This window comes from Nocardia sp. NPDC003482 (assembly GCF_053588115.1).
The window spans coordinates 395,186-419,576 of the sequence record NZ_JBSFPI010000004.1; the positions used below are offsets into that span (position 1 = coordinate 395,186).

The 24,391-nt window shown below is 70.2% G+C and carries 29 protein-coding genes; 16 read left to right on the top strand and 13 right to left on the bottom strand.

What is annotated here, in order from left to right; genetic code table 11:
* Positions 1 to 84: 84 nt before the first annotated feature.
* Complete coding sequence (locus ACWDSJ_RS08950) at positions 85 to 282, top strand: hypothetical protein (RefSeq protein WP_450030377.1); 198 nt, start codon at positions 85 to 87, stop codon at positions 280 to 282.
* On the opposite strand, the gene menD is transcribed toward ACWDSJ_RS08950, so the two are convergent.
* The gene (menD, locus tag ACWDSJ_RS08955) at positions 279 to 1,910 is read right to left on the bottom strand and encodes a 2-succinyl-5-enolpyruvyl-6-hydroxy-3-cyclohexene-1-carboxylic-acid synthase (protein ID WP_450030378.1); all 1,632 of its coding nucleotides are present in this window, start codon (positions 1,908 to 1,910) and stop codon (positions 279 to 281) included. The two genes, ACWDSJ_RS08950 and menD, sit on opposite strands and share 4 nt — an antisense overlap.
* Before the next feature lie 145 nt (positions 1,911 to 2,055).
* On the opposite strand from menD, the gene ACWDSJ_RS08960 reads away from it, so the two are divergent.
* Positions 2,056 to 2,820, top strand: a complete 765-nt coding sequence (locus ACWDSJ_RS08960; protein ID WP_450030380.1) for a siderophore-interacting protein — start codon at positions 2,056 to 2,058, stop codon at positions 2,818 to 2,820.
* Positions 2,821 to 2,868: 48 nt separating this feature from the next.
* On the opposite strand, the gene ACWDSJ_RS08965 is transcribed toward ACWDSJ_RS08960, so the two are convergent.
* Together ACWDSJ_RS08965 and ACWDSJ_RS08970 are read right to left on the bottom strand one after the other, a co-directional pair.
* Positions 2,869 to 3,315, bottom strand: coding sequence for a DUF6918 family protein (locus ACWDSJ_RS08965; RefSeq protein WP_387359529.1), 447 nt, complete (start codon positions 3,313 to 3,315; stop codon positions 2,869 to 2,871).
* 84 nt (positions 3,316 to 3,399) lie between these two features.
* A complete protein-coding gene (locus ACWDSJ_RS08970) occupies positions 3,400 to 4,056 on the bottom strand; it encodes a PaaI family thioesterase (RefSeq protein ID WP_450030382.1) in 657 nt (218 codons plus the stop codon).
* 128 nt (positions 4,057 to 4,184) lie between these two features.
* On the opposite strand from ACWDSJ_RS08970, the gene ACWDSJ_RS08975 reads away from it, so the two are divergent.
* The 8 genes from ACWDSJ_RS08975 (at position 4,185) to ACWDSJ_RS09010 (ending at position 10,527) form a co-directional block, all read left to right on the top strand.
* Positions 4,185 to 5,078 (top strand): 1,4-dihydroxy-2-naphthoyl-CoA synthase, encoded by an 894-nt coding sequence (locus tag ACWDSJ_RS08975; RefSeq protein WP_450030384.1) that lies wholly within the window; start codon positions 4,185 to 4,187, stop codon positions 5,076 to 5,078.
* Between the two features lie 4 nt (positions 5,079 to 5,082).
* Positions 5,083 to 5,466: a VOC family protein gene (locus ACWDSJ_RS08980; protein ID WP_387359523.1), complete on the top strand. Its 384-nt coding sequence runs from the start codon at positions 5,083 to 5,085 to the stop codon at positions 5,464 to 5,466.
* A gap of 69 nt (positions 5,467 to 5,535) precedes the next feature.
* Entirely contained in the window at positions 5,536 to 6,732 is a 1,197-nt protein-coding gene (locus ACWDSJ_RS08985) for an anion permease (RefSeq protein ID WP_450030386.1), read from the top strand.
* Positions 6,732 to 7,016 (top strand): hypothetical protein, encoded by a 285-nt coding sequence (locus ACWDSJ_RS08990; protein ID WP_450030388.1) that lies wholly within the window; start codon positions 6,732 to 6,734, stop codon positions 7,014 to 7,016. Before ACWDSJ_RS08985 ends, ACWDSJ_RS08990 begins: the two co-directional genes overlap by 1 nt.
* A gap of 9 nt (positions 7,017 to 7,025) precedes the next feature.
* Positions 7,026 to 7,346, top strand: a complete 321-nt coding sequence (locus ACWDSJ_RS08995; protein ID WP_387359517.1) for a DUF3349 domain-containing protein — start codon at positions 7,026 to 7,028, stop codon at positions 7,344 to 7,346.
* A gap of 133 nt (positions 7,347 to 7,479) precedes the next feature.
* A complete protein-coding gene (gene menE / locus ACWDSJ_RS09000) occupies positions 7,480 to 8,583 on the top strand; it encodes an o-succinylbenzoate--CoA ligase (RefSeq protein WP_450030433.1) in 1,104 nt (367 codons plus the stop codon).
* Between the two features lie 88 nt (positions 8,584 to 8,671).
* Entirely contained in the window at positions 8,672 to 9,685 is a 1,014-nt protein-coding gene (locus ACWDSJ_RS09005; protein ID WP_387359515.1) for an ATP-binding cassette domain-containing protein, read from the top strand.
* Positions 9,682 to 10,527, top strand: coding sequence for an ABC transporter permease (locus tag ACWDSJ_RS09010; RefSeq protein WP_450030391.1), 846 nt, complete (start codon positions 9,682 to 9,684; stop codon positions 10,525 to 10,527). The genes ACWDSJ_RS09005 and ACWDSJ_RS09010 overlap by 4 nt, the downstream gene beginning before the upstream one ends.
* Positions 10,528 to 10,576: 49 nt before the next feature.
* Here ACWDSJ_RS09010 and ACWDSJ_RS09015 read toward each other — a convergent pair whose 3' ends face one another.
* The gene (locus ACWDSJ_RS09015) at positions 10,577 to 13,948 is read right to left on the bottom strand and encodes an AfsR/SARP family transcriptional regulator (RefSeq protein ID WP_450030393.1); all 3,372 of its coding nucleotides are present in this window, start codon (positions 13,946 to 13,948) and stop codon (positions 10,577 to 10,579) included.
* An 89-nt stretch (positions 13,949 to 14,037) separates the two neighbouring features.
* Here ACWDSJ_RS09015 and ACWDSJ_RS09020 point away from each other — a divergent pair, with 89 nt between their 5' ends.
* Positions 14,038 to 14,493, top strand: coding sequence for an SRPBCC family protein (locus ACWDSJ_RS09020; RefSeq protein WP_450030395.1), 456 nt, complete (start codon positions 14,038 to 14,040; stop codon positions 14,491 to 14,493).
* Between the two features lie 21 nt (positions 14,494 to 14,514).
* The gene (locus ACWDSJ_RS09025; protein WP_450030397.1) at positions 14,515 to 15,384 is read left to right on the top strand and encodes a 1,4-dihydroxy-2-naphthoate polyprenyltransferase; all 870 of its coding nucleotides are present in this window, start codon (positions 14,515 to 14,517) and stop codon (positions 15,382 to 15,384) included.
* On the opposite strand, the gene ACWDSJ_RS09030 is transcribed toward ACWDSJ_RS09025, so the two are convergent.
* From ACWDSJ_RS09030 to ACWDSJ_RS09045, 4 genes are all read right to left on the bottom strand, one after another.
* The gene (locus ACWDSJ_RS09030; RefSeq protein ID WP_387359505.1) at positions 15,381 to 15,767 is read right to left on the bottom strand and encodes a phage holin family protein; all 387 of its coding nucleotides are present in this window, start codon (positions 15,765 to 15,767) and stop codon (positions 15,381 to 15,383) included. The two genes, ACWDSJ_RS09025 and ACWDSJ_RS09030, sit on opposite strands and share 4 nt — an antisense overlap.
* 29 nt (positions 15,768 to 15,796) lie before the next feature.
* On the bottom strand, positions 15,797 to 16,384 hold the full coding sequence (locus ACWDSJ_RS09035) for a Clp protease N-terminal domain-containing protein (RefSeq protein WP_450030399.1): 588 nt from the start codon (positions 16,382 to 16,384) through the stop codon (positions 15,797 to 15,799).
* Positions 16,384 to 16,605 (bottom strand): helix-turn-helix domain-containing protein, encoded by a 222-nt coding sequence (locus ACWDSJ_RS09040; RefSeq protein WP_387359501.1) that lies wholly within the window; start codon positions 16,603 to 16,605, stop codon positions 16,384 to 16,386. Before ACWDSJ_RS09040 ends, ACWDSJ_RS09035 begins: the two co-directional genes overlap by 1 nt.
* 123 nt (positions 16,606 to 16,728) lie before the next feature.
* Entirely contained in the window at positions 16,729 to 17,067 is a 339-nt protein-coding gene (locus ACWDSJ_RS09045) for a DUF4229 domain-containing protein (RefSeq protein WP_450030401.1), read from the bottom strand.
* A 241-nt stretch (positions 17,068 to 17,308) separates the two neighbouring features.
* On the opposite strand from ACWDSJ_RS09045, the gene ACWDSJ_RS09050 reads away from it, so the two are divergent.
* Together ACWDSJ_RS09050 and ACWDSJ_RS09055 are read left to right on the top strand one after the other, a co-directional pair.
* Positions 17,309 to 17,542 (top strand): BldC family transcriptional regulator, encoded by a 234-nt coding sequence (locus ACWDSJ_RS09050; protein ID WP_062513434.1) that lies wholly within the window; start codon positions 17,309 to 17,311, stop codon positions 17,540 to 17,542.
* Between the two features lie 70 nt (positions 17,543 to 17,612).
* Complete coding sequence (locus tag ACWDSJ_RS09055; RefSeq protein WP_450030404.1) at positions 17,613 to 17,816, top strand: hypothetical protein; 204 nt, start codon at positions 17,613 to 17,615, stop codon at positions 17,814 to 17,816.
* An 8-nt stretch (positions 17,817 to 17,824) separates the two neighbouring features.
* Here ACWDSJ_RS09055 and ACWDSJ_RS09060 read toward each other — a convergent pair whose 3' ends face one another.
* Together ACWDSJ_RS09060 and dapA are read right to left on the bottom strand one after the other, a co-directional pair.
* Positions 17,825 to 18,307 (bottom strand): LysR substrate-binding domain-containing protein, encoded by a 483-nt coding sequence (locus tag ACWDSJ_RS09060; RefSeq protein ID WP_450030406.1) that lies wholly within the window; start codon positions 18,305 to 18,307, stop codon positions 17,825 to 17,827.
* A gap of 4 nt (positions 18,308 to 18,311) precedes the next feature.
* A complete protein-coding gene (dapA, locus tag ACWDSJ_RS09065) occupies positions 18,312 to 19,187 on the bottom strand; it encodes a 4-hydroxy-tetrahydrodipicolinate synthase (RefSeq protein WP_450030408.1) in 876 nt (291 codons plus the stop codon).
* Positions 19,188 to 19,257: 70 nt separating this feature from the next.
* Between dapA and ACWDSJ_RS09070 the strand changes: the two genes are divergently transcribed.
* Positions 19,258 to 20,145 carry a LysR substrate-binding domain-containing protein gene (locus tag ACWDSJ_RS09070; protein WP_450030409.1) on the top strand — a complete coding sequence of 296 codons (888 nt, stop codon included), beginning with the start codon at positions 19,258 to 19,260 and terminating at the stop codon, positions 20,143 to 20,145.
* A 54-nt stretch (positions 20,146 to 20,199) separates the two neighbouring features.
* Positions 20,200 to 20,910 (top strand): DUF2071 domain-containing protein, encoded by a 711-nt coding sequence (locus ACWDSJ_RS09075; RefSeq protein WP_450030411.1) that lies wholly within the window; start codon positions 20,200 to 20,202, stop codon positions 20,908 to 20,910.
* Here the strand turns inward: ACWDSJ_RS09075 and ccsB are convergent.
* From ccsB to ACWDSJ_RS09090, 3 genes are read right to left on the bottom strand one after another with little or no spacing between them, the layout of a single operon-like run.
* The gene (ccsB, locus tag ACWDSJ_RS09080) at positions 20,892 to 21,848 is read right to left on the bottom strand and encodes a c-type cytochrome biogenesis protein CcsB (protein ID WP_450030413.1); all 957 of its coding nucleotides are present in this window, start codon (positions 21,846 to 21,848) and stop codon (positions 20,892 to 20,894) included. The two genes, ACWDSJ_RS09075 and ccsB, sit on opposite strands and share 19 nt — an antisense overlap.
* Before the next feature lie 2 nt (positions 21,849 to 21,850).
* The gene (resB, locus tag ACWDSJ_RS09085; RefSeq protein WP_450030415.1) at positions 21,851 to 23,479 is read right to left on the bottom strand and encodes a cytochrome c biogenesis protein ResB; all 1,629 of its coding nucleotides are present in this window, start codon (positions 23,477 to 23,479) and stop codon (positions 21,851 to 21,853) included.
* A 1-nt stretch (position 23,480) separates the two neighbouring features.
* Complete coding sequence (locus tag ACWDSJ_RS09090) at positions 23,481 to 24,302, bottom strand: cytochrome c biogenesis CcdA family protein (protein WP_387359482.1); 822 nt, start codon at positions 24,300 to 24,302, stop codon at positions 23,481 to 23,483.
* Positions 24,303 to 24,391: the final 89 nt, after the last annotated feature.

The following is a 24,391-nucleotide window of genomic DNA, read 5'->3' on the forward strand; positions in this document are numbered from 1 at the left end:
GTTGCCAGGTCGGCGCTGGGCGCGCATGCTCGACACCAGCCGGGGTACTACCGGCCCACGGCCGAGCAGCGAAAGGAGCACCCGATGACCGACCCGATCGTCGACGCCGTTCCCGAAGCCGACTATGTGGAACAGGCCGTCCCCGCCGACCCCGACGACGACGGCGACGACCTCGCCCTCCCCCCGGAACCCGCGCTGGAGGCCCCCGAGGCCGACGTCTTCGAGCAGTCCCGCGAGGTTCCCCTCGACGACGAGTACCCGGACACCGAACCGGAGTACTAACCCCCGGCGGTGATCCCCGCCTTCACGGCCGCGTGCAACTCCCGCAGACCGGACCGTTCGGTGGCGACCTCGAGCACGCGGATTCCGTGTGCGGGACGGGACAATTCGAGCGCGAGTTCGGCCGGATCCACCTGCCGGTGCGGAACCCGATACGCCGCGCACAACGCGGCCAGATCCATGCCGTGCGGAGTGCCGAACACGCGCTCGAACACCCCCGCGTACTGCGGATCGCCCTGCTCGAGCAGTTCGAAGATGCCGCCGCCGTCGTCATTGGCGACCACGATGGTCAGATCCTCCGGCCGCGGCTCCCCCGGACCGATCAGCAGCCCGGACGCGTCGTGCAGGAAGGTGAGATCGCCGATGAGCGCGACCGTGCGGCCCGAATGACTCAGCGCCGCACCGACCGCCGTCGACACCGTGCCATCGATCCCCGCGACGCCGCGATTGGACACCACCTTGATCCCCGGCCGCGGATACGAGACCAGTGCCGCGTCCCGCACCGGATTCGACGCGCCCAGCAACAACTGATCGCCCTCGCGCAGCGCGTCGGTCACCACCGCGGCCACGTGCAACCCCGTCGGTTTGGGATGCCGGGCCAGCTCGTCGCGCATCACCCGCCGCGCCATGGCGTCCAGCGCGCGGCACCGCTCGAGCCAGCTCGCGCTCGGCGCACCGGCGGTGACCGCGCGGGTGCCGGTGCCGACCACATTGCCCGAGACATCCGGCCAGCGCGGACCGGTGGTCAGCGCGAACACCGTGATCTCCGGATCGGACAACACCTTCGACACCTGCCGGTGCAGGGTCGGCCGCCCGGTGATGATCGCCTGCCGGGGCCGCAGCAGCGGCAACGCCATCGGATGCAGCGCGGGCCCGGGCATGGGCGCGGTCGGCTCGGCGACCGTCGGCAGCGCGGCCAGCTCCGGGCGATATCCCGCGCCGTGTCCGGAGATCACCACGGTATCGGGCGTCAGATCGATGTCTAGCGGGACGTCGAGGGTCGCGTATTGCGTTGCGGTCCAAGGCTTTCCGCCCTCACGACCGACGGGGAACGACTCGCCCTCGTGCGCGTCGGGCACGAGCGGCTCGCGCAACGGGATGTCGAACTGCACCGGACCGGCGTTCCCCGAGCGGGTGCCGCGCGCCGCAGCCAAGACTCGGCACACCGCCGCCCGCCACACGCTGTTCTGCCGCCGGTAACCGTCCTCCCGCTCGGCCAGCCCGAGGCTGATGGCCGCGCGCACCTGACTGCCGAACAGCCCGAACTGCTCCACCGTCTGGTTGGCGCCGCTGCCCAGCATCTCGTAGGGCCGGTTGGCGCTCAGCACGATCAGCGGCTGCCGGGCGTAGTTCGCCTCCAGCACCGCCGGGCCCAGATTGGCCACCGCGGTCCCGGACGTCATCACGACCGGCACCGGATGCCCGCTCGACACGGCCAGCCCGATCGCGAGGAATCCGGCGGTGCGCTCATCGACGCGCATGTGCAGCCGCAACCGGCCCGCCGCGTCGGCGGCCTGCAACGCGAAGGCCAGCGGCGCGTTGCGCGAACCGGGGCACAGCACGACCTCGCGCACCCCGCCGCGCACGAGCTCGTCGACGACGACCTGCGCCTGTGCAGTCGATGGATTCACCACCCCAGACTGTCAGACCACCGTCGGATCGGGGCAGTCGACTCGCTCACACGATGTCGAGGGAGTTAGGTTGCGCTAACCTAACGTCCATGGCGAAGCGCACAAATACGTCAAGCCCGAGCAGCGGGAGATACTCACCGCCGAGGTGCTGGCGAGCAAGCGGATCGGTCCGAATTTCGTCCGCGTCACGCTCGGCGGCCCGGGGCTCGCCGGGTTCATCCCGATGGGTTACGACCAGTGGTTCCGGCTGTTCCTGCCGGGCCGGGACGGACTTCGGCTGCCGAGCGCGGCGAGCAACCTCTGGTACGCCCAATATCTGATGATGGGCAAGGATCATCGGCCCGTGGTGCGCAACTACACGGTGCGCGCGTGGCGCCCGGCGGGTGCGGGGGAATTCGGCGAAACGGGCGAGCTGGACATCGATTTCGCCATGCACGGCGGCGAGACGCCCGCCTGCGAGTGGGCCGGCGGGGTGACGCCGGGCGAGCGGGTCGGACTGCTCGACGAGGGCATCATGTACCAAGTGCCGCAGCATTGTTCGTATTCGCTGCTGGTCGGCGACGAGAGCGCGCTGCCCGCGATCGCGGGCATCCTGCGGTCGGCGCCGCGGGATCTGCGCGGGTCCGCCTATGTCGAGATCGTCCACCCCGACGACGCGCAGGACCTGGGCGAACCCGAAGGCGTGCAAGTGAATTGGCTGGTGCGCAGCGATCCGACCGCCGCCGTCGGCAGCGTCGCACTGGCGGCGGTCCGCGATGCCGCGCTGCCCGAAGGGGGCGTGTACGGCTTCGTCGCCGGTGAGCAGCGACTCGCCTCGGGCGTGCGGCGGCACCTGGCTGCCGACCGCGGCGTCCCGAAGGCCGATATCTGCTTCACCGGATATTGGCGGGTGGGCAGGGCTCAGGGCTGAGCGCGGCCCACGGCTGGTCTCGGCGGGCGGGCGCCCGCCGAGCCCGGATCAGCCCGCGTGCTTCTCGATGAGATCGCCGACTCGCGGAAGCGCCTCGACGACATGCTTTTTCGCCGAACCGCGCACCGCGGAGTACGCCTTCTTCAGGGCCGGACGCGAGGAGGCCTCGGCACGGGCGTCGGTCACCGCGAGCAGCGATTCGGCAACCTCGTCCTGCTTGGACACCAGCAGGTCGGCGAACCGACCGCTACCGCCGGCCTGGTACTCGGCCCAGTAGGGCTCGAGGCGCTCGACGAACTTGGGCACGAACGATTCCAGCGCGTCCGACACGATGGTCGGGCTGACCTTCTTCGCCGCGGCGTAGGCACCCTTCACGGCGAGGCCGGACGCGCCACCCTTGTCCGACACCTCCGCGTCCAGAACCTGCTGAGCGTCGGCGATGAAGGCCGGGCGCTTGGCATCATCGAGCAGGGATTCAGACAGTGCAGCAACCACTTTCAGGTTCCTCCGGATAGTTTTCGATGAGCGAGCGCACGCCACTATACGCACCGGACGAACCAGGCACACTCCCGCAACCCGCTAAGGCTGCCAGGGCAGCAGTTGCACCATGAGCCCTTCACAATCGGCGAGCAGCGTTTCGGATTCGTCTCGGAGCCTTGCGCTTACGAATGTCTTGCGCCCCTCGATCCGGTCCACGGTGCCCTCTACCACGAGCGGAGTCTCGAGCGGAGTCACCTTGCGGTAGTTGACATGCAGGAAGGCGGTGCGACTGATCGGACGACCGGCATAGTGCACGAGCGAGCCGAACAGATCGTCGAACAGCAGCGGCAACACGCCGCCGTGCACCGCGCTGTTGCCGCCGAGGTGATAGCGGCGGAACTCCCCGCGCATCCGCACGCCCGTCGGTCCCGCCTCGACGGTGACCCACGGCGGCATGAGCAGACTGCCGCGCCCCGGCAGGGTCACGACCCGCCCGGCGGGACTGTGCAATTCGGGGGCCCGATAGGGCTCGAGCAGATCGATGAGTTCGCGCGCCTTGTCCAGCGCCGCCCCGAACACCTCGTCCGGGCAGTCGGCGGAGACGGCCAGATCCTGGAGGGTCCGCATGGCCTCGACGAACGGCCCGAAATTGGGGCCCGGATCCGCCTCGGCGATCTTCGGGAATCCGCCGTGCTTCTCGTACCGATCCTCGTCGATCGCGCTCCGGTCTATAACCGGTTCCACTCGCTCGCTCATACCAGCACGTTAGCCCGACTTCTTACGGCGTCCAACGCAACTGTGGGGTAATCGACCGGGCAGCGCGCCCGGTCGAGGGGCCCGAGGAGCCGGAGGCTGCGCGCTCGGCGGCTGTCAGGATGGCTCTCGTGACGTTCAATCCGAAGTTGTGGGAACCCGTGGCCGGGTTCGAGAACCTGACCGACATCACCTACCACCGGCACATCGAGCAGGGCACCGTGCGGGTGGCGTTCGATCGGCCCGAGGTGCGCAACGCCTTCCGCCCGCACACCGTCGACGAGCTGTACCGCGCGCTCGACCACGCGCGGATGACGCCGGACGTGGGCGCGGTGCTGTTGACCGGTAACGGGCCCAGTCCCAAGGACGGCGGGTGGGCGTTCTGCTCGGGCGGCGATCAGCGGATCCGCGGGCGCAGCGGCTATCAGTACGCGAGCGGGGAGACCGCCGACACCGTGGACAGGGCGCGCGCCGGGCGGCTGCACATCCTCGAGGTGCAGCGGCTGATCCGGTTCATGCCCAAGGTGGTCATCGCGCTGGTGAACGGCTGGGCGGCCGGGGGCGGGCACAGCCTGCACGTCGTCTGCGACCTGACCCTGGCCAGCCGCGAGCACGCGCGGTTCAAGCAGACCGACGCCGATGTGGGCAGCTTCGACGGCGGTTACGGCAGCGCGTATCTGGCGAAACTGGTCGGCCAGAAGTTCGCTCGCGAGATCTTCTTCCTCGGCCGCCCGTACTCGGCCGAGGAGATGCACCGGATGGGCGCGGTGAACGCCGTCGTCGACCACGACCGGCTCGAGGACGAGGCCCTGGAGTGGACCGCCGACATCCTGGCCAAGTCCCCCCAGGCCCAGCGCATGCTGAAATACGCGTTCAACCTCGCCGACGACGGTCTGGTCGGCCAGCAACTGTTCGCCGGGGAGGCCACCCGCCTGGCCTACATGACCGACGAGGCCGTGGAGGGACGCGACTCCTTCCTCGAGAAGCGAAAGCCGGATTGGTCGCCGTTCCCCTGGTACTTCTGAGGGTGTGGACATTCTCAGCAGCCGGGTCATCCTCCGCCCGGCGGACTACGAGCGAACACTGGCGTTCTATCGGGACGGGCTGGGGTTGGCGATCGCGCGGGAGTATCCCGGCGGCACGGTCTTCTACGCCGGGCAGTCGCTGATCGAGGTCGCCGGGCACGGGCGGGGGGCGGACGCGCCCACGGGGTTCGCGGGCGCGTTGTGGTTGCAGGTCCGGGACGCGAGCGACGCGGCGGCGCGGCTCGCGCTGAGCGGGATCGCGATCGAGCGCGGCCCGGTGCGCGAGCCGTGGGGATTGATCGAGACGTGGCTGCGGGATCCGGACGGGGTGCCGATCGTGTTGGTCGAGGTGCCCGGCGATCATCCGCTGCGCCGGGACACCCGCTAGGCGAACCATTTTCGGGCACGTTGGCAAACAGGCAGTTATATTCGCGGGTCGATAACGCACACTGGAGAGGTGACCGCCGAACTCCTGGTTCTGCTCATCGTCGTCGTCACCGCACTGGTCTTCGACTTCACCAACGGCTTCCACGACACGGCCAACGCGATGGCCACCTCCATCGCGACCGGCGCGCTCGGTCCGCGGACCGCGGTCCTGCTGTCGGGCACGCTCAATCTGATCGGCGCGTTCCTCAGCGTCGAGGTCGCGGCCACCGTCGCCGAGGGCATCGTGCGCCTGGACGAGGTGAGCGGGGCCGAACTGCTCGAGATCGTGTTCGCGGGCCTCGTCGGCGGCATCCTGTGGAATCTGGTGACCTGGCTGCTGGGCCTGCCGTCCAGTTCCTCGCACGCCCTGTTCGGCGGCCTGATCGGCGCGACCATCGCCGCACTGGGCTGGAACGGGGTGATCTGGTCGGCCGGGCAGAAGGGCGTGCTGACCAAGATCGTGGTGCCCGCGGTGCTCGCGCCCGTGGTGGCCGCGCTGGTCGCCTCGATCGGCACCTGGCTGGTGTACCGGCTGACCCGCGGCAGCGAACAGCGCGTGGTGGACCGCGGCTTCCGCTGGGGACAGATCGGGTCGGCCTCGCTGGTCTCGCTCGCGCACGGCACCAACGACGCGCAGAAGACGATGGGCATCATCTTCCTGGCCCTGATCGCCTACGGCTCGCGCGGCGCGGGCGATGCGCTGCCGCTGTGGGTGATCGTGGCCTGCGCGGTGGCCATCGCGGCCGGGACCGCGCTCGGCGGCTGGCGGATCATCCGCACCCTGGGCAAGGGTCTGGTCGACATCACCCCGCCGCAGGGTTTGGCGGCCGAATCGACCAGTGCCGCCATCATTCTCACCTCCGCCCACTTCGGGCTGCCGCTGTCGACCACGCAGACGGTGACGGGCGCGATCCTCGGCACGGGCCTCGGGCGGCCGGGCGCGGAGGTGCGCTGGAACGTGCTGGGGCGCATGGTCGTCGCGTGGGTGCTCACGCTGCCGCTGTCCGGGCTGGTCGGCGCGATCTGCTGGGCGTTGGCGCACGGGATCGGCGGCTTCCCGGGTGTGCTGGTGGTGTTCGCGGTGCTGCTCGCGCTGGCCGGGTGGATGTATCTGCGCTCGCGGCGCGCGCCGGTGCATCCGGGCAATGTCAACGACGAGTGGGTCCCGCCCCCGCCCGCGAAGCCGCCTGCTGTCCTGACCGAACCGGAGCGGACGGAGCACCGCTGATGCAGACCGTACTCGTCGACCTGCGCGAACTCGGCCGGGTCACCCTCGCCGCGCTCGTCTTCGGGGCCGGGCTGCCCGCGCTGTTCGCGCTGGGCGTGCGTTTCCAGTCCCGCGCGGGGGTACCCGAGGAGGGTACGGGTGATTCGGCCGTGCGACGACGCTCGGCCACCGCGATCGCCGCGGTGTGCTACGCCGTGGTGCTCGCCGCGGTCGTGGCGGGAGTGTTGTTCGTGGCCAAGGCCTTTCTGGCCGCCCGGCTCGGCATACATCTGTTCGGACAGTGAGGATCCGCCGTGACCGAAGATCGAGGCTCGCCGTCGGTGCTGGCCAAGGTGCTCGCGTGGCTGAAAGCCGGGTATCCCCAGGGCGTTCCGCAATCGGACTATGTGGCGCTGCTCGCGGTGCTGCACCGCCGCCTCACCGACTACGAGGTGCGGATGATCGTGGAGGAACTCGTGCGCGAGCGCGACGGCGTCGACGAGATCGACCACGCGGAGATCTCGGCGGCCATCGCCCGAGTTGCCAAGGAACATCCCGGCGGGGACGATATCGCTCGGGTGGCCTCCCGGCTCGCAGCCGGAGGGTGGCCGCTGGCGACACCGACGTCCGAATGATCCCGATTCCCCGACATCCGAAGGGAGGACGGACCCGTGCGCGGGTTGCCGGCTTCGACATGACACGATCGCGAACGTGAGCAGTACCCTGCGGACCCTTCCCATTCCCACCGGTGCCGCGGTGGGAGATGTCATGCCGCATCTGAGGGAAGCGTTGGACGGCAACGGTCCGGCGTGGCTGCCGGTGCCGACGGGTGACCGCCGCGAAACCCATCGCCTGTCGAGCGCCCTGGGCCCGGGCGAGCCGATCGAGGACGACGTGGCCCTGGTGGTCACCACCTCCGGCACGACCGGCGTGCCGAAGGGCGCGATGCTCACCTCGTCGGCGCTGCGGGCCAGCGGCGACGCCACCCACGAGCGGCTCGGCGGGCCCGGACAGTGGTTGCTGGCGTTGCCGACCCATCACATCGCCGGATTGCAGGTGCTGATGCGCAGCATCCTCGCCGGAACCGACCCGGTGGTCCTCGACGTGACCGACGGCTTCCTGCCCGGCGGGCTGGCCACGGCCATCGGCGCGATGCGCGGACCTCGGCGCTACACCTCGCTGGTGCCCACCCAGTTGATCAAGGCCCTCGACGAACCGGTCAGCGCCGAGGCGCTCACCGAACTCGACGCCGTGCTGGTCGGCGGCGCGGCCACGCCCGCGCCCGTCCTGGAACGCGCACGGGCCGCCGGAATCAACGTCGTGCGCACCTACGGCATGAGCGAGACCTGCGGCGGCTGCGTCTACGAGGGCGAACCGCTGCGCGGCGCGCGGGTCCGCATCGAGGACGGCCGGGTCCTGCTCGGCGGCGACATGCTCGCCAAGGGCTACCGCGGCCTCCCCGACCACCCCGCGTTCGCCGAACCCGGCTGGTTCCGCACCGACGACGCCGGAACCTTCGAGAACGGGCGGCTGCGCATCACCGGCCGCCTCGACGAGGCCATCACCACCGGCGGCCTGCTGGTCATCCCCCAGGTGGTCGAGGCCGTCCTCGCCACCCACCCGGCGGTGACCGAGGTCGTGGTGCTCGGCCTCCCCGACGAGCGCCTGGGCCAGCGCGTGGCCGTCGCCGTCGTTCCCGCGCCCGGCGCGACCCCGACCCTCGACGACCTCCGCGAGCACGTGACCGCCGAACTCGACCCGATCGCCGCCCCCCGCGAACTCGCCCTCATCGACGAGGTCCCGATGCGCGGACCGGGCAAGCCGGACCGCGCCAGGCTGCGGGACCACCTGCTCGCCGAATCGGCGCACTGACCGCGGCAAGGGCGGCGCAAGAGCCCCTTGCGCCGCCCTGCAATACGCGTGCAAGGGTCGTGCAAGGTCGCCCCCCGACAGTAGGAGCATGACTTCTTACGCACCTGCTGACACACTCGCCATCGAGGCGGAGGGGCTGGTCAAGGTCTTCGGGGAGCAACGGGCCGTGGACGGCGTGAGCCTGACGGTGCCGCAGGGCGCGGTGTACGGCGTGCTCGGGCCGAACGGAGCCGGGAAGACCACCACCATCCGCATGCTCGCCACCCTGCTGCGACCGGACGGGGGCCGCGCCCGCATCTTCGGTCACGACGTGCAGGCCGAGCCCACCGCGGTCCGGCAGCTGATCGGGGTCACGGGGCAGTACGCCTCCGTGGACGAGAAGCTGTCGGCCACCGAGAACCTGATCATCTTCTCCCGCCTGCTCGGACTCGGCCGCACCGAGGCGCGCCGCCGGGCCCAGGAACTGCTGGAGGAATTCGGTCTGACCGAGGCCGCGAACAAGGCCCTGGAGAACTTCTCCGGCGGTATGCGGCGACGGCTCGACCTGGCCGCCAGCCTGATCGCGACCCCGCCGCTGCTGTTCCTCGACGAGCCGACCACCGGCCTGGACCCGCGCACCCGCGCGCAGATGTGGGAGACCATCCGGCGGCTGGTCCGCGAGGGCGCGACCGTCCTGCTCACCACCCAGTACCTGGACGAGGCCGATCAGCTGGCCGACCGCATCGCGGTGATCGACCGCGGCAAGGTCATCGCCGACGGCACCTCCGACGAACTCAAGGCGTCGGTGGGCGTGTCGGCCCTACAGGTCACCCTGGCGGACCCGAGCTACATCGAACAGGCCCGCACGCTCATCGGCGACTTCCTCTCCCGCGCCGGCGGAAAGCCCGTCGAGGCCGCCATCACCCCGGAGGCGGGCCGCGTGACCGCCCCGCTCGACGATCCGGGCGTGACCGCGGATCTCCTGATTCGCCTGCGCGACAACGACATTCGCGTGGACGAGATCACCGTCAGCAAGCCGAGCCTGGACGAGGTCTTCTTCGCCCTCACCGGACACGGCGCCGAGGACCAGAACGACGACGACACCGAAAGGAGTGCGGCATGACCACTCTCACCGCACCCACCGCCACCGCGCGGCACGCCGCCCGGCCCGCGATTCCCGAGGTCGGCAACCACATCGGGTTGCGCCAGACCGTCGCGAACTCGCTGACCATGGCCTACCGCGGCATTCTCAAGATCAAGCACAATCCGGAACAGCTGTTCGACGTCACCATCCAGCCGATCCTGTTCACCGCGCTGTTCGCCTACATCTTCGGCGGCGCCCTCGGCGGCGGTGGCGGGGTGAAAGGCTATCTGCCCCTGCTGATTCCGGGCATCCTGGTGCAGACCGTGGTGCTGACCTCGGTCGTCACCGGCACCCAGCTGCGCGAGGATATGGACAAGGGCGTCTTCGACCGGTTCAAATCCCTGCCCATCGCCCGCATCTCGGCCCTGGCCGGGGCGCTGATCGCGGATATGGTCCGCTACGGGCTGGCCACGATCCTCACCATCACGGTGGGCATCATCCTCGGCTACCGCCCCGCGGGCGGCGTGGCGGGTGTGGTGGTCGCGGCTCTGCTCGTGATCGTCTGCTCGTTCGCGGTCAGCTGGATCTGGGCCCTGGTCGGGGTCACCGGCAAGAGCGCGGCCACCGTGCAGGGCATCTCGATGATGATCATGTTCCCGCTGACCTTCGTGTCCGGCGCCTTCGTCTCCGTGGGCACCATGCCGGGCTGGTTGCAGGGCTTCAACAAGATCAACCCGATCTACTACATGGTCAACGCCTGCCGCGAACTGATGAATCAGAATCTCTACAGCGCCAATATCGCCTGGTGCCTGATCGGCTCGGCCGGGATCATCGTGATCTTCGCCCCGCTGGCCATCCGCGCCTACATGCGCCGCGCCTGAGATGATCGCCCGACGCCCGCCCGCCGCATCTCGCGGTGGGTGGGCGTCCTCATGCGCGCAGTTCGCGCGCGATGTCCTTCAGCGCCAGCATGATTCGCTTGGCCGCCGTGCGGCGTCCGATCCGCGCGGCCTCGCGGCGCAGCCGAGCCGTGGCGTCGTCGGTCATCAGCGCGGCGTGCCGTTCCCGGTGGCGGGACAGCAGCATGGAGGGGGTGTCCTCGCGGGCGAGGACCTTCTCGGCGAGAATGAGCAGTTCCCGCGCGGTCTCCGGAAGCCGTTGCGTGGCGGCCAGATACGAGCCGACGGCGTTGGCGACCGAGCCGATCTGCGGCAGATCCATGAACTGCCCCAGCCGATCCGCGGCCACGTCGATCAGTTCCAGCGGCAGCGTCGGCACCGCGTCCAGGCCGTCGTACAGGATATGCGCGTCGAGCACCGACGCGGCGGCGATGATATCGCCCGGCCCCGGGCCCTGCAGGTACTGCGGCCACGCGAACAGCTCCAGCGTCGCCCGCGCCCGCCGCAGCCCCACCGCCACATCGCCCTCCGCGAGGGCCAGCTCACCCCAGCCCATCCGCACGGCCGCGAGCCGGTGGTTGGGCCGGGTCACCGGATCGTCCGGCCCGGCGGCCCCGTCGACAAAGCCCGCCGCCGTTTCCAATTCGCGGCGCGCCTGCGCGAGATCACCGATGCCGACCAGCGAGAGCGCCAGATAACTGCGCATCTCGACGCTCTCGTCGTAGGAGCCCAGCCGATGCAGCCCCTCCACCGCGCGGCGGTAATAGTCGACCGAGTCGACGTAGCGCCCGGTCTGCGCGGCGAGCTGGCCGAGATGCTGGCACAGCATGGCCGTGCCCCAGACGTCACCCCGATCGATCTCGGCCATGGCCCGCGTCGAATCGCGCATCGACCCGATCACGTCGCTGGAGTTCTCGGCCATGTTCGCGCGGAACAGCAAAGCGGCCCAACGGATCTCGCGGTGCTCCGAACGGGTGGCGGCCGCCAGCGCGCGCCACAGCGCGGCCGCGGTGGGCCGGATGCACACCATCTCGGCGACGAACCGCGCCAGCGGCGACATCGGCGCGCCCGACCGCAGCACCCGCCGCGTGCGCGTCCGCAATACCGCGATGGGCCGCGCCTCGTAGCCGCCGAAGACGACGTGCGTGCCGATCAGCGCCTGGGCGTAGACCTGTAGATCGGTCCGGAACCGGTCGGCGCCGGGCGGCGGGGGCGCGACGTGCAGCACGCGCCGCCCCCAGCTCTCCAGCTCGAGATGCGCGCCGCGCATCACCCAGAGGATGCCCAGCACCGGGAACACCAGGTAAACCGTTGCGGCGTCCCGGTTTTCGAGCCCGGCCCGCAGTACCGCCGCCAGGTTGTCCTGTTCGGCCCCGAGCGTCAGCACCGCGCGGACCTGCTCCCCCGCCCGGTGCAAGTCGTCGAGTTCGAGGACGAAATGCTCTGCCCAGCGGTTCATCTCGCGGGTGACCAGGGCGCTCTCGTCGGCGGCGGTGAGCCGCTCATCGCCGAATTCGCGCACGGTCTCCAGCATCCGGTAGCGGGTGCCGCCGTCGTCGGTCTCGATGACCGACAGCAACGACTGGGTCACCAGCCCGTCGACCGCGCCCGCCACATCCACCACGTCGTCGCCGCCCGCGACGATCTCCGCGGCGGTCAGCGTGAATCCGGCCGGGAATCGGCACAATCGGCGCAGTGCGATCCGCTGCGGTTCGTCGAGCAGATTCCAGCTCCACTCGATCACCGCGTGCAGGGTGCGATGCCGCTCGGGTGAACTGCGATCCCCGCTGCGCAGCAACGCGAATCGACGGTGCAGCCGGGCCTCGATGTCCTCCACGCTCATGGTCCGCACCCGGGCCGCGGCCAGTTCGATGGCCAGCGGCAGCCCGTCGAGGGTGTGACACAGCCGCGCGACGGTCTCGGGATCGAGGCGGACCGAGGGCCGCACCGCCCGCGCGCGGGCCGCGAACAGCTCGGTCGCGGGCGAACCGTGCGCGTCGATCGCCAAGGGCGGCAACGGATATACCGTCTCGGCCATGATCGCCAGCGGCGCCCGGCTGGTGGTCAGCACCGTCAGCCGGTCGCAGGCGCCGACCAGATCCGCGACCACCTCCGCGGCCGCGTCGACGAGATGTTCGCAGTTGTCGAGGATCAGCAGCATCGGCCGGGCCGACAGCGCGTCGCGCAGCCGCCGCCGGATGTCGAGCCGCTGGCCGGGCCGCAGTGCGGTCGGATCGCGGCTGACCTCGCTCACGCCCAGCGTCGCGCTGATCGCGCCCTCGATCTCGGGGCGGGCGTTGGCGGGATCGGCTCGCACCGAGGCCAATTCGACCAGGACCACCGGTAGTTCGCGCGCCACCCGCGCGCCCAGTTCGTTGGCGACCCGCGTCTTGCCCGCGCCGCCCGGGCCCAGCACCGTGGTGACCCGGCTCGTGCGCACCAGCCGTTCCAGCGCGGCGAGATCGATATCGCGGCCGAGCAGCGGATTCGGCGCGGCGCGCAGGCCGATAGCCGAGACGAGGTGGTCGTGCGCGGGACCGTCCGGTTCGACGGCGTGCTGGGCCGAGGCGACCCGCTGCGGGGGCGTCGGCGTGCGGGCGGGGGCGATCGGATCACCGCGCAGGATGGCCGTGTTCAGCGCCACCAGCGCCGGTCCCGGATCCGCGCCGAGTTCGGCGGCCAACCGGCCGCGCACCCCGGCGAAGATCTCCAGCGCCTCGTTCCCGCGGCCGTCGGCGGCCAGCAACCGCATCAGCGTGGCGTGGGCGGGTTCGTCCAGCGGTGCCGCGGCCGCCACCTGTCGCGCGATGGTCACCGCACCGGCGATGTCCCCCGCGGCCTCGCGCGCCGCCAGCTCCAGTTCGTCCAGGGCGCGCCAGCGGGTGGCGGCCAGCTCCGCCAGTTCGTCGGCGACCGGGCCGGGCGGCAGATCCGCGCCGGGCTCGCCCCGCCACAGCGACCGCGCCCGCGCGATCAGGTGCAGGCAGTCGAAATGGCTTCCGGCGGCATGGGATTCGCGGGCCCGGCGTTCCAGCGCGCGGGCACGGGTCAGATCGACGTCGTCCTCGCCCAGCGCGAGCCGATACCCCGCCGGGCCGATCTCGAGCGCCCCGTCCGGCAATACCGCGCGCAGCCGCGAGACCTGGGTGTGCAGCGCGTTCATCGGCGCCCGCGGCGGCTGCTCACCCCAGACGTCGTCGATGAGCGACTGCGCGCTGCGGCTGCGGCCGGGATGGGCGGCCAGCGCGGCCACCAACACCCGCGCCCGCGCGCCCGGCACGGGGACCAGTTCGCCGCCGCGGCGCACCGCGACCTCCCCGAGCACCGCGATCGGCACGGGGTCCGCCGCGCTGTCGGCGGCTGTGGTGGCGGCGCTGGGGAACCCGCCGTGATCAGGAGGCATGCTGCTGCCATCGTATGTGAGTCGTCCACCGAATTCCGGGCGCGCGTGGTACCGCCCGCCGATCACCATTGTTCGCCTACGCTCCCGCTATGGCCGAATTCGAAATCACGCGGGAGACCGTCATCGCGGCCGATCCCGCCACCATCCGCGCCCAGCTGCTGGACTTCCACCGCTGGCAGGAGTGGTCGCCCTGGGAGGAACTCGATCCGGGGATGCGGCGCACCTTCTCCGGGCCGGACTCCGGCGTCGGCGCGACCTACGCCTGGGACGGCAATCGCAAGGCCGGGCGCGGCAGCATGGAGATCACCGGCGTGACCGACGACACCGTCGACGTCCGCCTGATCTTCGAGAAGCCGTGGCGCGCGACCAACCGCGTGCGCTTCGACCTGACCCCCGCCGACGGCGGCACGCGGGTGAGCTGGCGGATGAGCGGCGAACGCAACGCGGTGACGAGCCTGCTGGCCAAGGTCATCCCGATGGATTCGATGATCGGCCGCGATTTCGAGAAGGGCCTGGCGCGGCTGCGGACGGTTGCCGAGTCCTGAGCGCGGATTAGGCTCCCGGACATGGCAAGCGCAGCACAGTGGCTCGAAGGAGCCCGCCCCCGCACCCTCCCCAACGCCGTCGCCCCGATCCTGGTGGGCACCGGCGCGGCCGCGTCGCTGGGCGGGGCGGTGTGGTGGAAGGCCCTGCTGAGCCTGGTGGTCTCGCTCGCGCTGATCGTGGGCGTGAACTACGCCAACGACTACTCCGACGGCATCCGCGGCACCGACGACGAGCGGGTCGGCCCGCTGCGCCTGGTGGGTTCGGGCGTGGCGAGTCCCGAGGCCGTGCGCGGGGCGGCCGTGGCGAGCCTGAGCGTGGCCGCGGTGGTCGGGCTGGTGCTCGTGTTCACCACGGCGTGGTGGCTGCTGCTGGTCGGGCTGGCCTGCCTGGCGGGCGCCTGGTTCTACACCGGCGGCCGAAAGCCCTACGGCTACAGCGGTTTCGGTGAGATCGCGGTATTCGTGTTCTTCGGCCTGGTCGCCGTGCTGGGCACCGAATTCGTCCAGGCCGAGCGGGTGGACTGGGCCGGACTGGTCGGCGCGGTCGCGGTCGGCTGCTTCTCCAGCGCGGTGCTGGTCACCAACAATCTGCGCGACATCCCGACCGACGCGGTGACGGGCAAGACCACCCTGGCCGTGCGGCTCGGCGACACGCGTACGCGCACACTGCATCTGGCGCTGCTGGTGGTGCCGTTCGTGGCCTCGGCGGCCCTGGTGGCCCGCACGCCGTGGGCGCTCGCCGGACTGCTGGCGGTACCGCTGGCCGTCCGCTCGAACGCCCCGGTGCGCGGCGGCGAGCAGGGTCCGGGACTCATCCCGTCGCTGCGCGACACCGGCCTGGCGATGCTGCTGTGGTCGATCCTGACCGCGCTGGCGCTGGGGCTCGGCTAGTCGTCCCGGTCCGGCACCAGCACGCCGAGCACCCAGTTCACCAGGGTGATGATGATGCTGCCGACCACCGCGGCCCAGAACCCGTGCACCCGCAGGCCGTATTCGGTGGTCTCGGTGATCTTGGCGGTCAGCAGCAGCATCAGCGCGTTGATCACCAACAGGAACAGCCCGAGCGTGAGGACGACCAGCGGCAGCGACAGCAGCTTCACGATCGGCTTCACCAGCGCGTTGACCAGGCCGAAGACCACCGCGACGGCCAGCAGCACGACGATCTTGCCCCCGGTGCCGTCGTGTTCCGGACTGATCAGGTCGATCTTGTCGTTCCACGCGGCGGCGAGCCAGATGGCGACGGCGTTGATGACCAGGCGTAGCAGGACAACCATGGCGCCAGCCTAGCGGCGAACCCATCGAATCAGGCCGCCTCGTCGAGCAGGCCGTGCGTCGCGTCGCGCAGGGCGCGCACGCCGGAGTCGCCGCCGAGCAGGTCGCGGGTGGCGGGGTTCGGCGCGCGCAGGATGCCGAGCAGTACGTGCGCGGCCTCGATGCGGTCGTCGCCGCGCGCGAGCGTCTCGCGCAGGGACAGCTCCAGCGCCTTCTTCGCGTCCCGGGTGAACGGGATGTGGCCGAAGTTCCGGCCGCCGCGCAAACTCAGACGGCCCCAACGGCTTTCCTCGCCCGGCACCGCGCGCTCGAGGGCGTCCTCGCCGAACGTGGCCTCCAGGCTCTCGCGCACCCGATCCAGGTCGATGCCGATGGAACGCAGTGCGGCGGCGTCCTCCTCGCCGAGCGGTTCGCCGATCCGCCTGGCGCTCAGCGCGGCTCGGATCCGCTCACCGGTCACCCCGTTGTCCGCCAGCGTTTTTCGCAGCGCCTTGTCGGGGCTCACGGCGACCCCGAGCAACAGGTGCTCGACATCGATTCGCTCCGAACGCAATTGACGCGCCTCCTCCTGGGCGATCACGACCGCGTAGCGCGCTGCCTTGCTGAACCGTTCGAACATCAGCGGATCCCGCCTCTCCGGTTGTACTTCTGGTGGACCGCCTGGCGGCTGACCTCGAGGGCGTCGGCGATCGCCTGCCAGGACCAGCCCTGGGTGCGGGCATTGGCCACCTGGATCGCCTCGAGCCGTTCGAGCAGCCGGCGCAGTGCGAGCACCGCGCGCAGCCCGATCTGGGGATCCGGGCTACCGGCGGCGGCCGCCAGCGTTGTCGCTTCACTCATGACGTCAATTTACGTTGACGCGCGGGCTATGTCAATGAAAATTGACACGACAGGAACGCGTGCACCCGACGAGGGATCCGAATGTCTTGCCCGCGAGGCGTTCTCAGCGCGCGAGCGGTGCGGTCACTCCGCCTCGTCGCCGCGCAGGCGCGCCCGCAATCGGGCCTTGTCGGTGCGCCGCTTCTCGTCGACCGCGGCGATGTCCTCGTTGACCCGCGCGCGCAGGCGCTTGAACAGCACCATCGACAGCGGCATCGCGACGACGAGCGCGAACAACAGCGCGACGATCAGCGGGATGTCCACGTTCAGCAAACGCGCCGCCGCGACGATGACGGCCGCGAGGACCGCGACCAGCGCCAGCCGGGCGAGGGTGTACAGCACCAGGTTGCGCACCAGCCGCCGACCCGGCGAAACGGCGGTCTCGGGGGCGGCGTCGTCGTCCGGTCGGGATGCGTCACTCACCCGTCCAGCCTAAGTGACGGCCCTGCCGCGGTGACGATCCGCCCGATTTGCCGGATCGCCACCGAAGGGGACGCTGGATATTCGCTGGTCCGGACACAAGCGGACAAATCCAAGCCGTACGGATATCCGATTTGTCTATTACTTCCCCTTTACCAACGTTAGATCGTTCGAGTACCTGGGGGTGTCAGTGCAACGATGTCGCTATCTGATGAGGGACTGTCGATTACGGAAAGGTTTGCGAATGACTGCGATCACCGCGGCGAGCCGCACGTTGGGTTCCGTCAACGGCCAGGAGGCCCTCCTGACCCCGGGCCAGGTAGCGGCACTGTTCCATGTCGATCCGAAGACCGTCACCCGCTGGGCGCACGCCGGGCGGCTGGGCTCGCTGCGCACTCCCGGCGGTCACCGCCGCTTCCGCGAGTCCGAGGTGATGCAGCTGTTGAAGTCGTTGACCACCGAGGCGACGCGCGTCTGACCCCGATTTCCGCGTAGGTCGTGCCGCAGGTACGCCACCCGATTACCCTCGATAGCAGGAGGTGAGCGACGTGACGTACCTGTTGGCACTCATCGCGGTGGTGGCCGTCGCGGTGTTGTGCTGGAAGGCGTTCGGACCGGGCACTGCGCACCGCTCCGGCGCCGGTCGGAATTCCTCGCACCGCAATCGCATCGTCGGCCCCGACGACGATCCCGAATTCCTTTGGCGCATCTCGCGCCAGCACCGGGACGGCGATCCCGGACCCGAGCGCTGAGGGCGCGCTCAGCTTCGCGTGGCAACGTCCACGAAGCGGCGGACCAGGGCCGAATCGGCCGCGCCGCGCCGGACCGGCACCAGATGAGCGTCCGGTAGCCCGGTCACCGGGACGAGCACCACCCCGGGGCGGACCAGGCCCTCCACCATGAGCGACGTCGCGATGTGGATCAGTCCCGTGCGGACCACCGCGTCCACCGCCGGATCGACGCTCCAATCGGCGACCACGGCCCGGCGGCGAATCGGCCGCCCCGACGGCGTGACCGGCGGCGCCCACGCGTCGACGAACCACTCCGGGAACGTCGGCGGCGGCATGATCGTCTCGAACTCGGCCAGTTCCTCGGCGTCGACCGAATCCCGTTGCGCCAGTGGATGTCCCGCCGACACGGCCAGCCCGCGCGGCGCGGTGAGCAGGCTGGGCCCGAAGGTCAGCGCGGGTTCCCGCGCGGCGTTGAACGTGCAGCTCACTGTAGCGCGGGGGATTTCGGTCACCGGATCACATCGCGGTGGGCACCGCCTCGAGGGCGGTCAGCGCTCGCGCGACGGCGGTATCGGTCGCCGGGAGCAGCGGCATGCGGACGTCCGGGGTGGGGATTCGGCCCCGGGCGGCGAGCACGGCCTTGACGACGACCGGATTCGGTTCGGCGAACAGGGTTTCCGCGAGGGCCGCGAGGCGATGGGCCAGCGGTCGGTCGAATGGTCCGTCCCGCCAGGACGAGACGAGCCGGGCGTATGACTCAGGTAGGACATTGGCGCTTGCGAGAATCGCGCCGCTGGCGCCGAGGGCCAATAGTGGTGCGGCGTAGAGGTCGTCACCGGCGAGGACGGCGGTGTGCGTGCGGCCGAGGAAGGCGACGGTGGTGTCGTCGATCCCGCCGACGGCGTGTTTGAATCCGGCGATATTCGGGAGTTCGGCCAGGCGGCACAGGGTTTCGAGGCTCAGGGTGCGGCCGGTGCGGTAGGGGATGTTGTAGATCAGCAGCGGCGCCGGGCTGGCCGCGGCGAGCGCGCGGAAGTGGGCGACGATCCCCTCCTCCGAGGGACGGGTGTAGTACGGGACGACCGCCAGGACCGCCGCCGCCCGCGGATCGAGTCGTTCGACATCCCGCACCGAATCGGCGGTGGCATTGGACCCGGCCCCGATTATCAAGGGGGACCGGCGTTCCGCGCACACCGTGGCGAGGATGTCGACGACGCGTCGCCGCTCGCCCGGGGTGAGGGTGGCCGGTTCCCCGGTGGTGCCGAGCGCGACGAGTCCGGCCGCGCCCGCGTCGAGGACTTCGCAGGCGAGCGCCGCGAGCGCGTCGGCCGCGAGTTCGCCCCGCGCGGTGAAGGGCGTGATCAGGGGAACGAACAGACCCGAGAACGTCATGACCCCAGCGTGGCCCAGACGACCCGTTACGTCTATTTCGCCTTCCTGCCGTCGAGCTTAAGCTGAGCCGATGCTCGACGTCCGCCGCCTCCGCCTGCTGCGCGAACTCTCCCGCCGCCGCACGATCGCCGCCGTGGCCGAGGCCCTGTCCTACACGCCGTCCGCGGTCTCCCAGCAGCTGACGATCCTGGAACGCGAGGCGGGCGTCCCCCTCCTGCACCGCACCGGCCGCACCGTCACCCTCCCCCCCGCCGCCCATCGCCTGGTCGACCACACCGAAACCATCCTGGCCACCCTCGAACAAGCCACCGCCGAATTGGCCGCCACCCGAACCGAACTCACCGGCACGCTCCGCATCGGCGCCTTCCCCACCGCCGTCCGCACCATCCTCTCCCCCGCCCTGGTCATGTTGAGCACGGCACATCCCGGCCTGGAACTTATGGTCTCCGAACTGGATCCCGCCGACGCCGCCGACGCGCTGCGCAGCTCGGTGTTGGATTTGGCGTTGTTGCAGGAGTACGACTATGTCCCGGCCGAGCCCGAATCCGGTTTGGACACCGAACCTTTCCTGGAGGAAACCGTCCACCTGGCCGCACTGAACTCGAAACCGATTGCCGCCCACGCCGATTCCTCCTGGATAGCCGGAACCCCCGGCACCCTCTGCCACCGGATGACCGTAAGGTCCTGCGAGGCAACCGGTTTCACCCCTCGCATCCGCCACCACGCCGACGATTTCGGCACGGTTCTCGCCCTGGTGGCCGCGGGCCAGGGGGTAGCCTTCGTCCCCGACCTCGCCACCCACGACGTCCCCACGACGGTCACCCTCACCCCAACTCCCATTCGCCGCCGCACCCACCTCGCCTACCGCCGCGGCACCGCTGATCACCCGGCAATAGCCGCCGCGCGGCGGGCCCTGCACGAGGCCGCGGCCCACCGGAAACAGGCCCCAAGCCGGTAACTCCCGCGCGGGAAAGCCGATAGGACGACTATGAGACCGCCCAGAATGTCCAGCGTGGTCGAGCGGCGCCTGCTGGTGAACTACCGCGTCGACCCCGAGATCGCCGCGCGGTCGGTGCCCCGGCCCCTGCGTCCCCGTCTGGTCGACGGGTGGGCGGTCGCGGGCATCTGCTTGATCCGGTTGGGACGGTTCCGCCCCGCGCCCCTTCCCGGTTCGATCGGCCTGCGCAGCGAGAACGCGGCCCATCGCATCGCGGTGGAATGGGATGGGCCGGAAGGACTGTCGACCGGCGTCTACATCGACCGCCGCGACAGCGGTTCGCGCATCAATACCCTCGCCGGCGGCCGCCTGTTCCCGGGCGAACACAGCTACGCCCGATTCGACGTCCGCGAGACGGAGGAGTCCCTGCACGTCGGCTTCACCAGCCAGGACCGAGCCATGGCCGTCACCGTGGACGTCCACACCACCACCCGCTTCCGAGACAGCGCCCTGTTCCCCGACCTGACCCAGGCATCCGACTTCTTCGAACACGGCTCGATCGGCTTCTCCGCCACTCGCGACGGCCGCCACCTCGACGCCCTCGAACTCCGAACGGACGCATGGCATGTCGAGCCACTCGATATTGATTCGGTCCACTCCACGGTCTTCGACGACCGCACCCGCTACCCGGCGGGCACCGCGGAACTCGACTCCGCCCTACTCATGCGAGAGGTACCGGTGACCTGGCACCCGCTGCCGCCATTGCGTCAGTTGAGCCCGGCGTAGCTGTGCAACCCACTCACCACGATATTGATAATGAACAAATTGAACAACATAGCCACGAACCCAGCGATATTGATCCACGCCGCCTTCGTCTCCCGCCACCCCGAGGTGGCCCGCGCGTGCAGATACGCCGCGTAGATCACCCAGGCGATGAACGACACCGTCTCCTTCGGGTCCCAGCCCCAGAACCGCCCCCAGGCCGATTCCGCCCAGATGGCGCCGAGGATGACGCCTGCGCCGAAGATGGGGAAGCCGATGATCGTGGTGCGGTAGGCGAGGCGGTCCAGGGTGCGGGCGTCGGGGAGGCGGCGGGCGATGGCGCCGAGGATGTTCGGGGACTCCGAGCCCTCCGGCTCGCGCAGGCGGAGCAGGAACAGCAGGCTGGCGACGCCCGAGAGGAGGAAGATGCCGCTGCCGGTGCTCACGACCGTGACGTGGATGGGGAGCCAGAAGGACTTCAGGGCCGGAACCACCGGGGCCGCTTCGGCGTAGAGGACCTGGCCCGCCAGGAACATCAGGATGAGCACCGGGACCAGCAGGAAGACCCACATCGAGCGGTAGCGGCGTTCGCGCATGAAGGCCAGGCCGGTGAGCATCGCGGCGGCCGTGGCCATGGCGATGAACTCGTACATGTTGCCGAGCGGGAAGCGGTGAGTCGCGAAGCCGCGCAACACGATCGACGCCAGGTGCAGGCCGATGCCCACGAACAGGACCGCGAAGGCCATATTGCCGAAGCGTTCCGCGGTGGAACGGGTAGGTGCGGGGTCGATACGGCCGGGGGTCGCCGGTCCGCCCGCGGTGACCAGTTCGCGGGCGTCGGTCCGGGTGGTGCGGGCCGAGGAGTACTGCACGATGAGCAGTGCGAGGACCAGGACGTAGACGACCCACGACGATTTGAAGGCCAGATTGCTGTACCCGGCGAGGGTCTCGTCGATCGGCATGCTCACTCTCCCGTGCTCTGCGAGTCGCCCAGCAGTCGTTTGCGCAGGCGGTCGAATTCGCCGCCCCAGCCGGCCTGGTCGGTGCGGGCCAGGCCGCCCATCTCTACTACGGTACGTCGTTCATCGGGTTCGCGGGAGTCGGGGTAGGCCCGCAGCCAGACGCGGCGGCGCTTCACCAGGAGCGAGACCAGGAGTCCGGCCATCATGGTGAGGGCGCAGGCGAGCACCCAGCCCTGTGCCGGATCGTGCGAAACCTGAAGGTTCGCAAACTGTTTCGCGCCGTCGAAGGTCACCTTGGTGCCGTCGTCGAGGGTGGCCGACTCACCCGGGCGCAGGTTCACCCGCTGCTGTTTCACCAGGCGGTCCTGCTTGATCATCTCCGGATCGAGGGCGAACAGCGATTGCGGTCGGCCGGTGTCCAGGCCCGTCTCGCCGCGGTAGATGTCCACGGCGACAGCCGGATCGGTGAGCGCCGGATAGGACGAGGTCAGCAGGTTGCCGTGCAGCAGGGCGGTCGGGGCGAACAGGCCGTCGATCGCGATCTGGTGCTTGCGGCGCTCCTCCTCGGTGGCGAACATGCCGCCGGGTGGGTCGAAGCGCATGACGCCGCTGGACAGGAAGGTCGTCGCGTCGTCGGGACGCCACTGCACGGTTTCGGTACGGGTCTGGCCGTCGGGATAGGTGACGGTGAAGGTCGGGGCGTAGCCGTGGCCCTGGAGATAGACGCGGTCGCCGGCGACGCGCAGCGGGTGGTTGACCTGGATCGTGGTGTCGCGCCAGGTGTTCGCGGCCAGATCGTTCCCGGCCTGATAGGAGATGTTCGCGGTGAACATCTCGGCCTGGCCGTTGGGCAGGTAGTCGGCCCGGAAGTCCTTGACGCGCACGCACAGTGGCGACAGGCCGGTGCCGTCGTTGACGCGGCCCGCGCGGAAGGAGTCGAACGCCGCGGTCGAGGTGGTGCAGAAGCCGGGTCCGTTGTCGGCGACCACGATGACCGTGCCCTCGTAGCCGAACAGCTTGCCCACCGCGATCGCCACCAGCAGTCCGACCAGGGCCAGATGGAAGACGATATTGCCGAGTTCGCGCAGGTAGCCCTTCTCGGCGGCGAGGGTCACGACGTCGCCGTCCGACCGCTCGACCACGCGCCAGCCGCGCAATCGCGTTCGGGCACGGGCGATCACGTCCGCCGGGGCCTCGTCCACCTCGACCGAGTCGTGGTGCGGGAGCCGGGACAGGTTGCGCGGCGCCTTGACCGGCGGGGTGCGCAGCGCGCGGTAGTGGTCGAACACGCGCGGCACGATGCAGCCGACCAGCGAGACGAACAGCAGCACGTAGATCGCGGTGAACCAGAAGCTGGAGAACACGTCGAACAGTTGCAGCCGGTCCATCAGCGGACCGAGCGTGCCGCGGTCGGCGATGTACCGATCGACCTTCTGCGGGTTGAGGCTGCGTTGCGGCAGCAGCGCGCCCGGAATCGCGCCGAGCGCCAGCAGGAACAGCAGCATCAGCGCGGTGCGCATGCTGGTCAGGCCGCGCCAGGTGTTGCGCAGCAGGGCGAGCGCGCGGCGCGGCAACGGCTGGCGCGGCGGGCGGGCGGGACGCCGATCGGGAGCGGTCATGGTCGTGGTCATGTCAGATAGGCAGGGTCACTCGGGAGACGAATACATTGCGGACCCACCCGACGAACTGATCCCACATCCCGGTGACCAGTGCGATGCCGACGGCGACGAGCAGGATTCCCCCGATCACCTGGATGGTGCGGGAGTTGCGGCGCAGCCAGCCCACGCCCCGCAGCGCGCTGGCCGAGCCGAAGGCCAGGATCACGAACGGCAGTCCGAGTCCGAGGCAGTAGGCGACGATCAGGGCGACCCCGCGCGCGGCGGTGGTGCCCTCGGTTCCGGCGGAGACGGCCATGACGCCGGAGAGCGTCGGCCCCAGGCAGGGCGTCCAGCCGAGCGCGAAGACCGCGCCGAGCAGCGGGGCGCCCACGATTCCGGTGAGCCGCCGCGGATGCATCCGGGTGTCGCGCTGCAAGGCCGGGACCAGTCCGAGGAAGACGAGCCCCATCAGCACGGTCACCACCCCGCCGATCCGTTGCAGCAGTTCACGATTCACGTTCAACGTCTGGATGACCCCGAACACGGTCACCGACGCCAGCACGAACACCACCGTGAACCCCGCCACGAACAGCCCCGCCGCCCCCGCGACCCGGGCCCGCCCCGCCCGCTCGACGACCGTCCCCCGCTTCCCCCGCGCCTCGGCCACGGTCACCGGCGGCGCCTCGGCCCCCACCAGCCCCGCCAGATACGACAGATACCCCGGCACCAACGGCACCACACAGGGCGAGGCGAACGACACCAACCCCGCCAACACACAAACCCCCAACGCCAACACCAACGGCCCCGAGGCCGCGGTCTCCTGAAACGTCTCCCCCACCGAAGCCAACCCGTTCACCACACCCCCCGTACGCCAACCCAGCCGCACCCTTTATTCGAATCCGCACCCCTTTCAGGGCCCTGCAACGGGTGCGGATTCGAATAAAG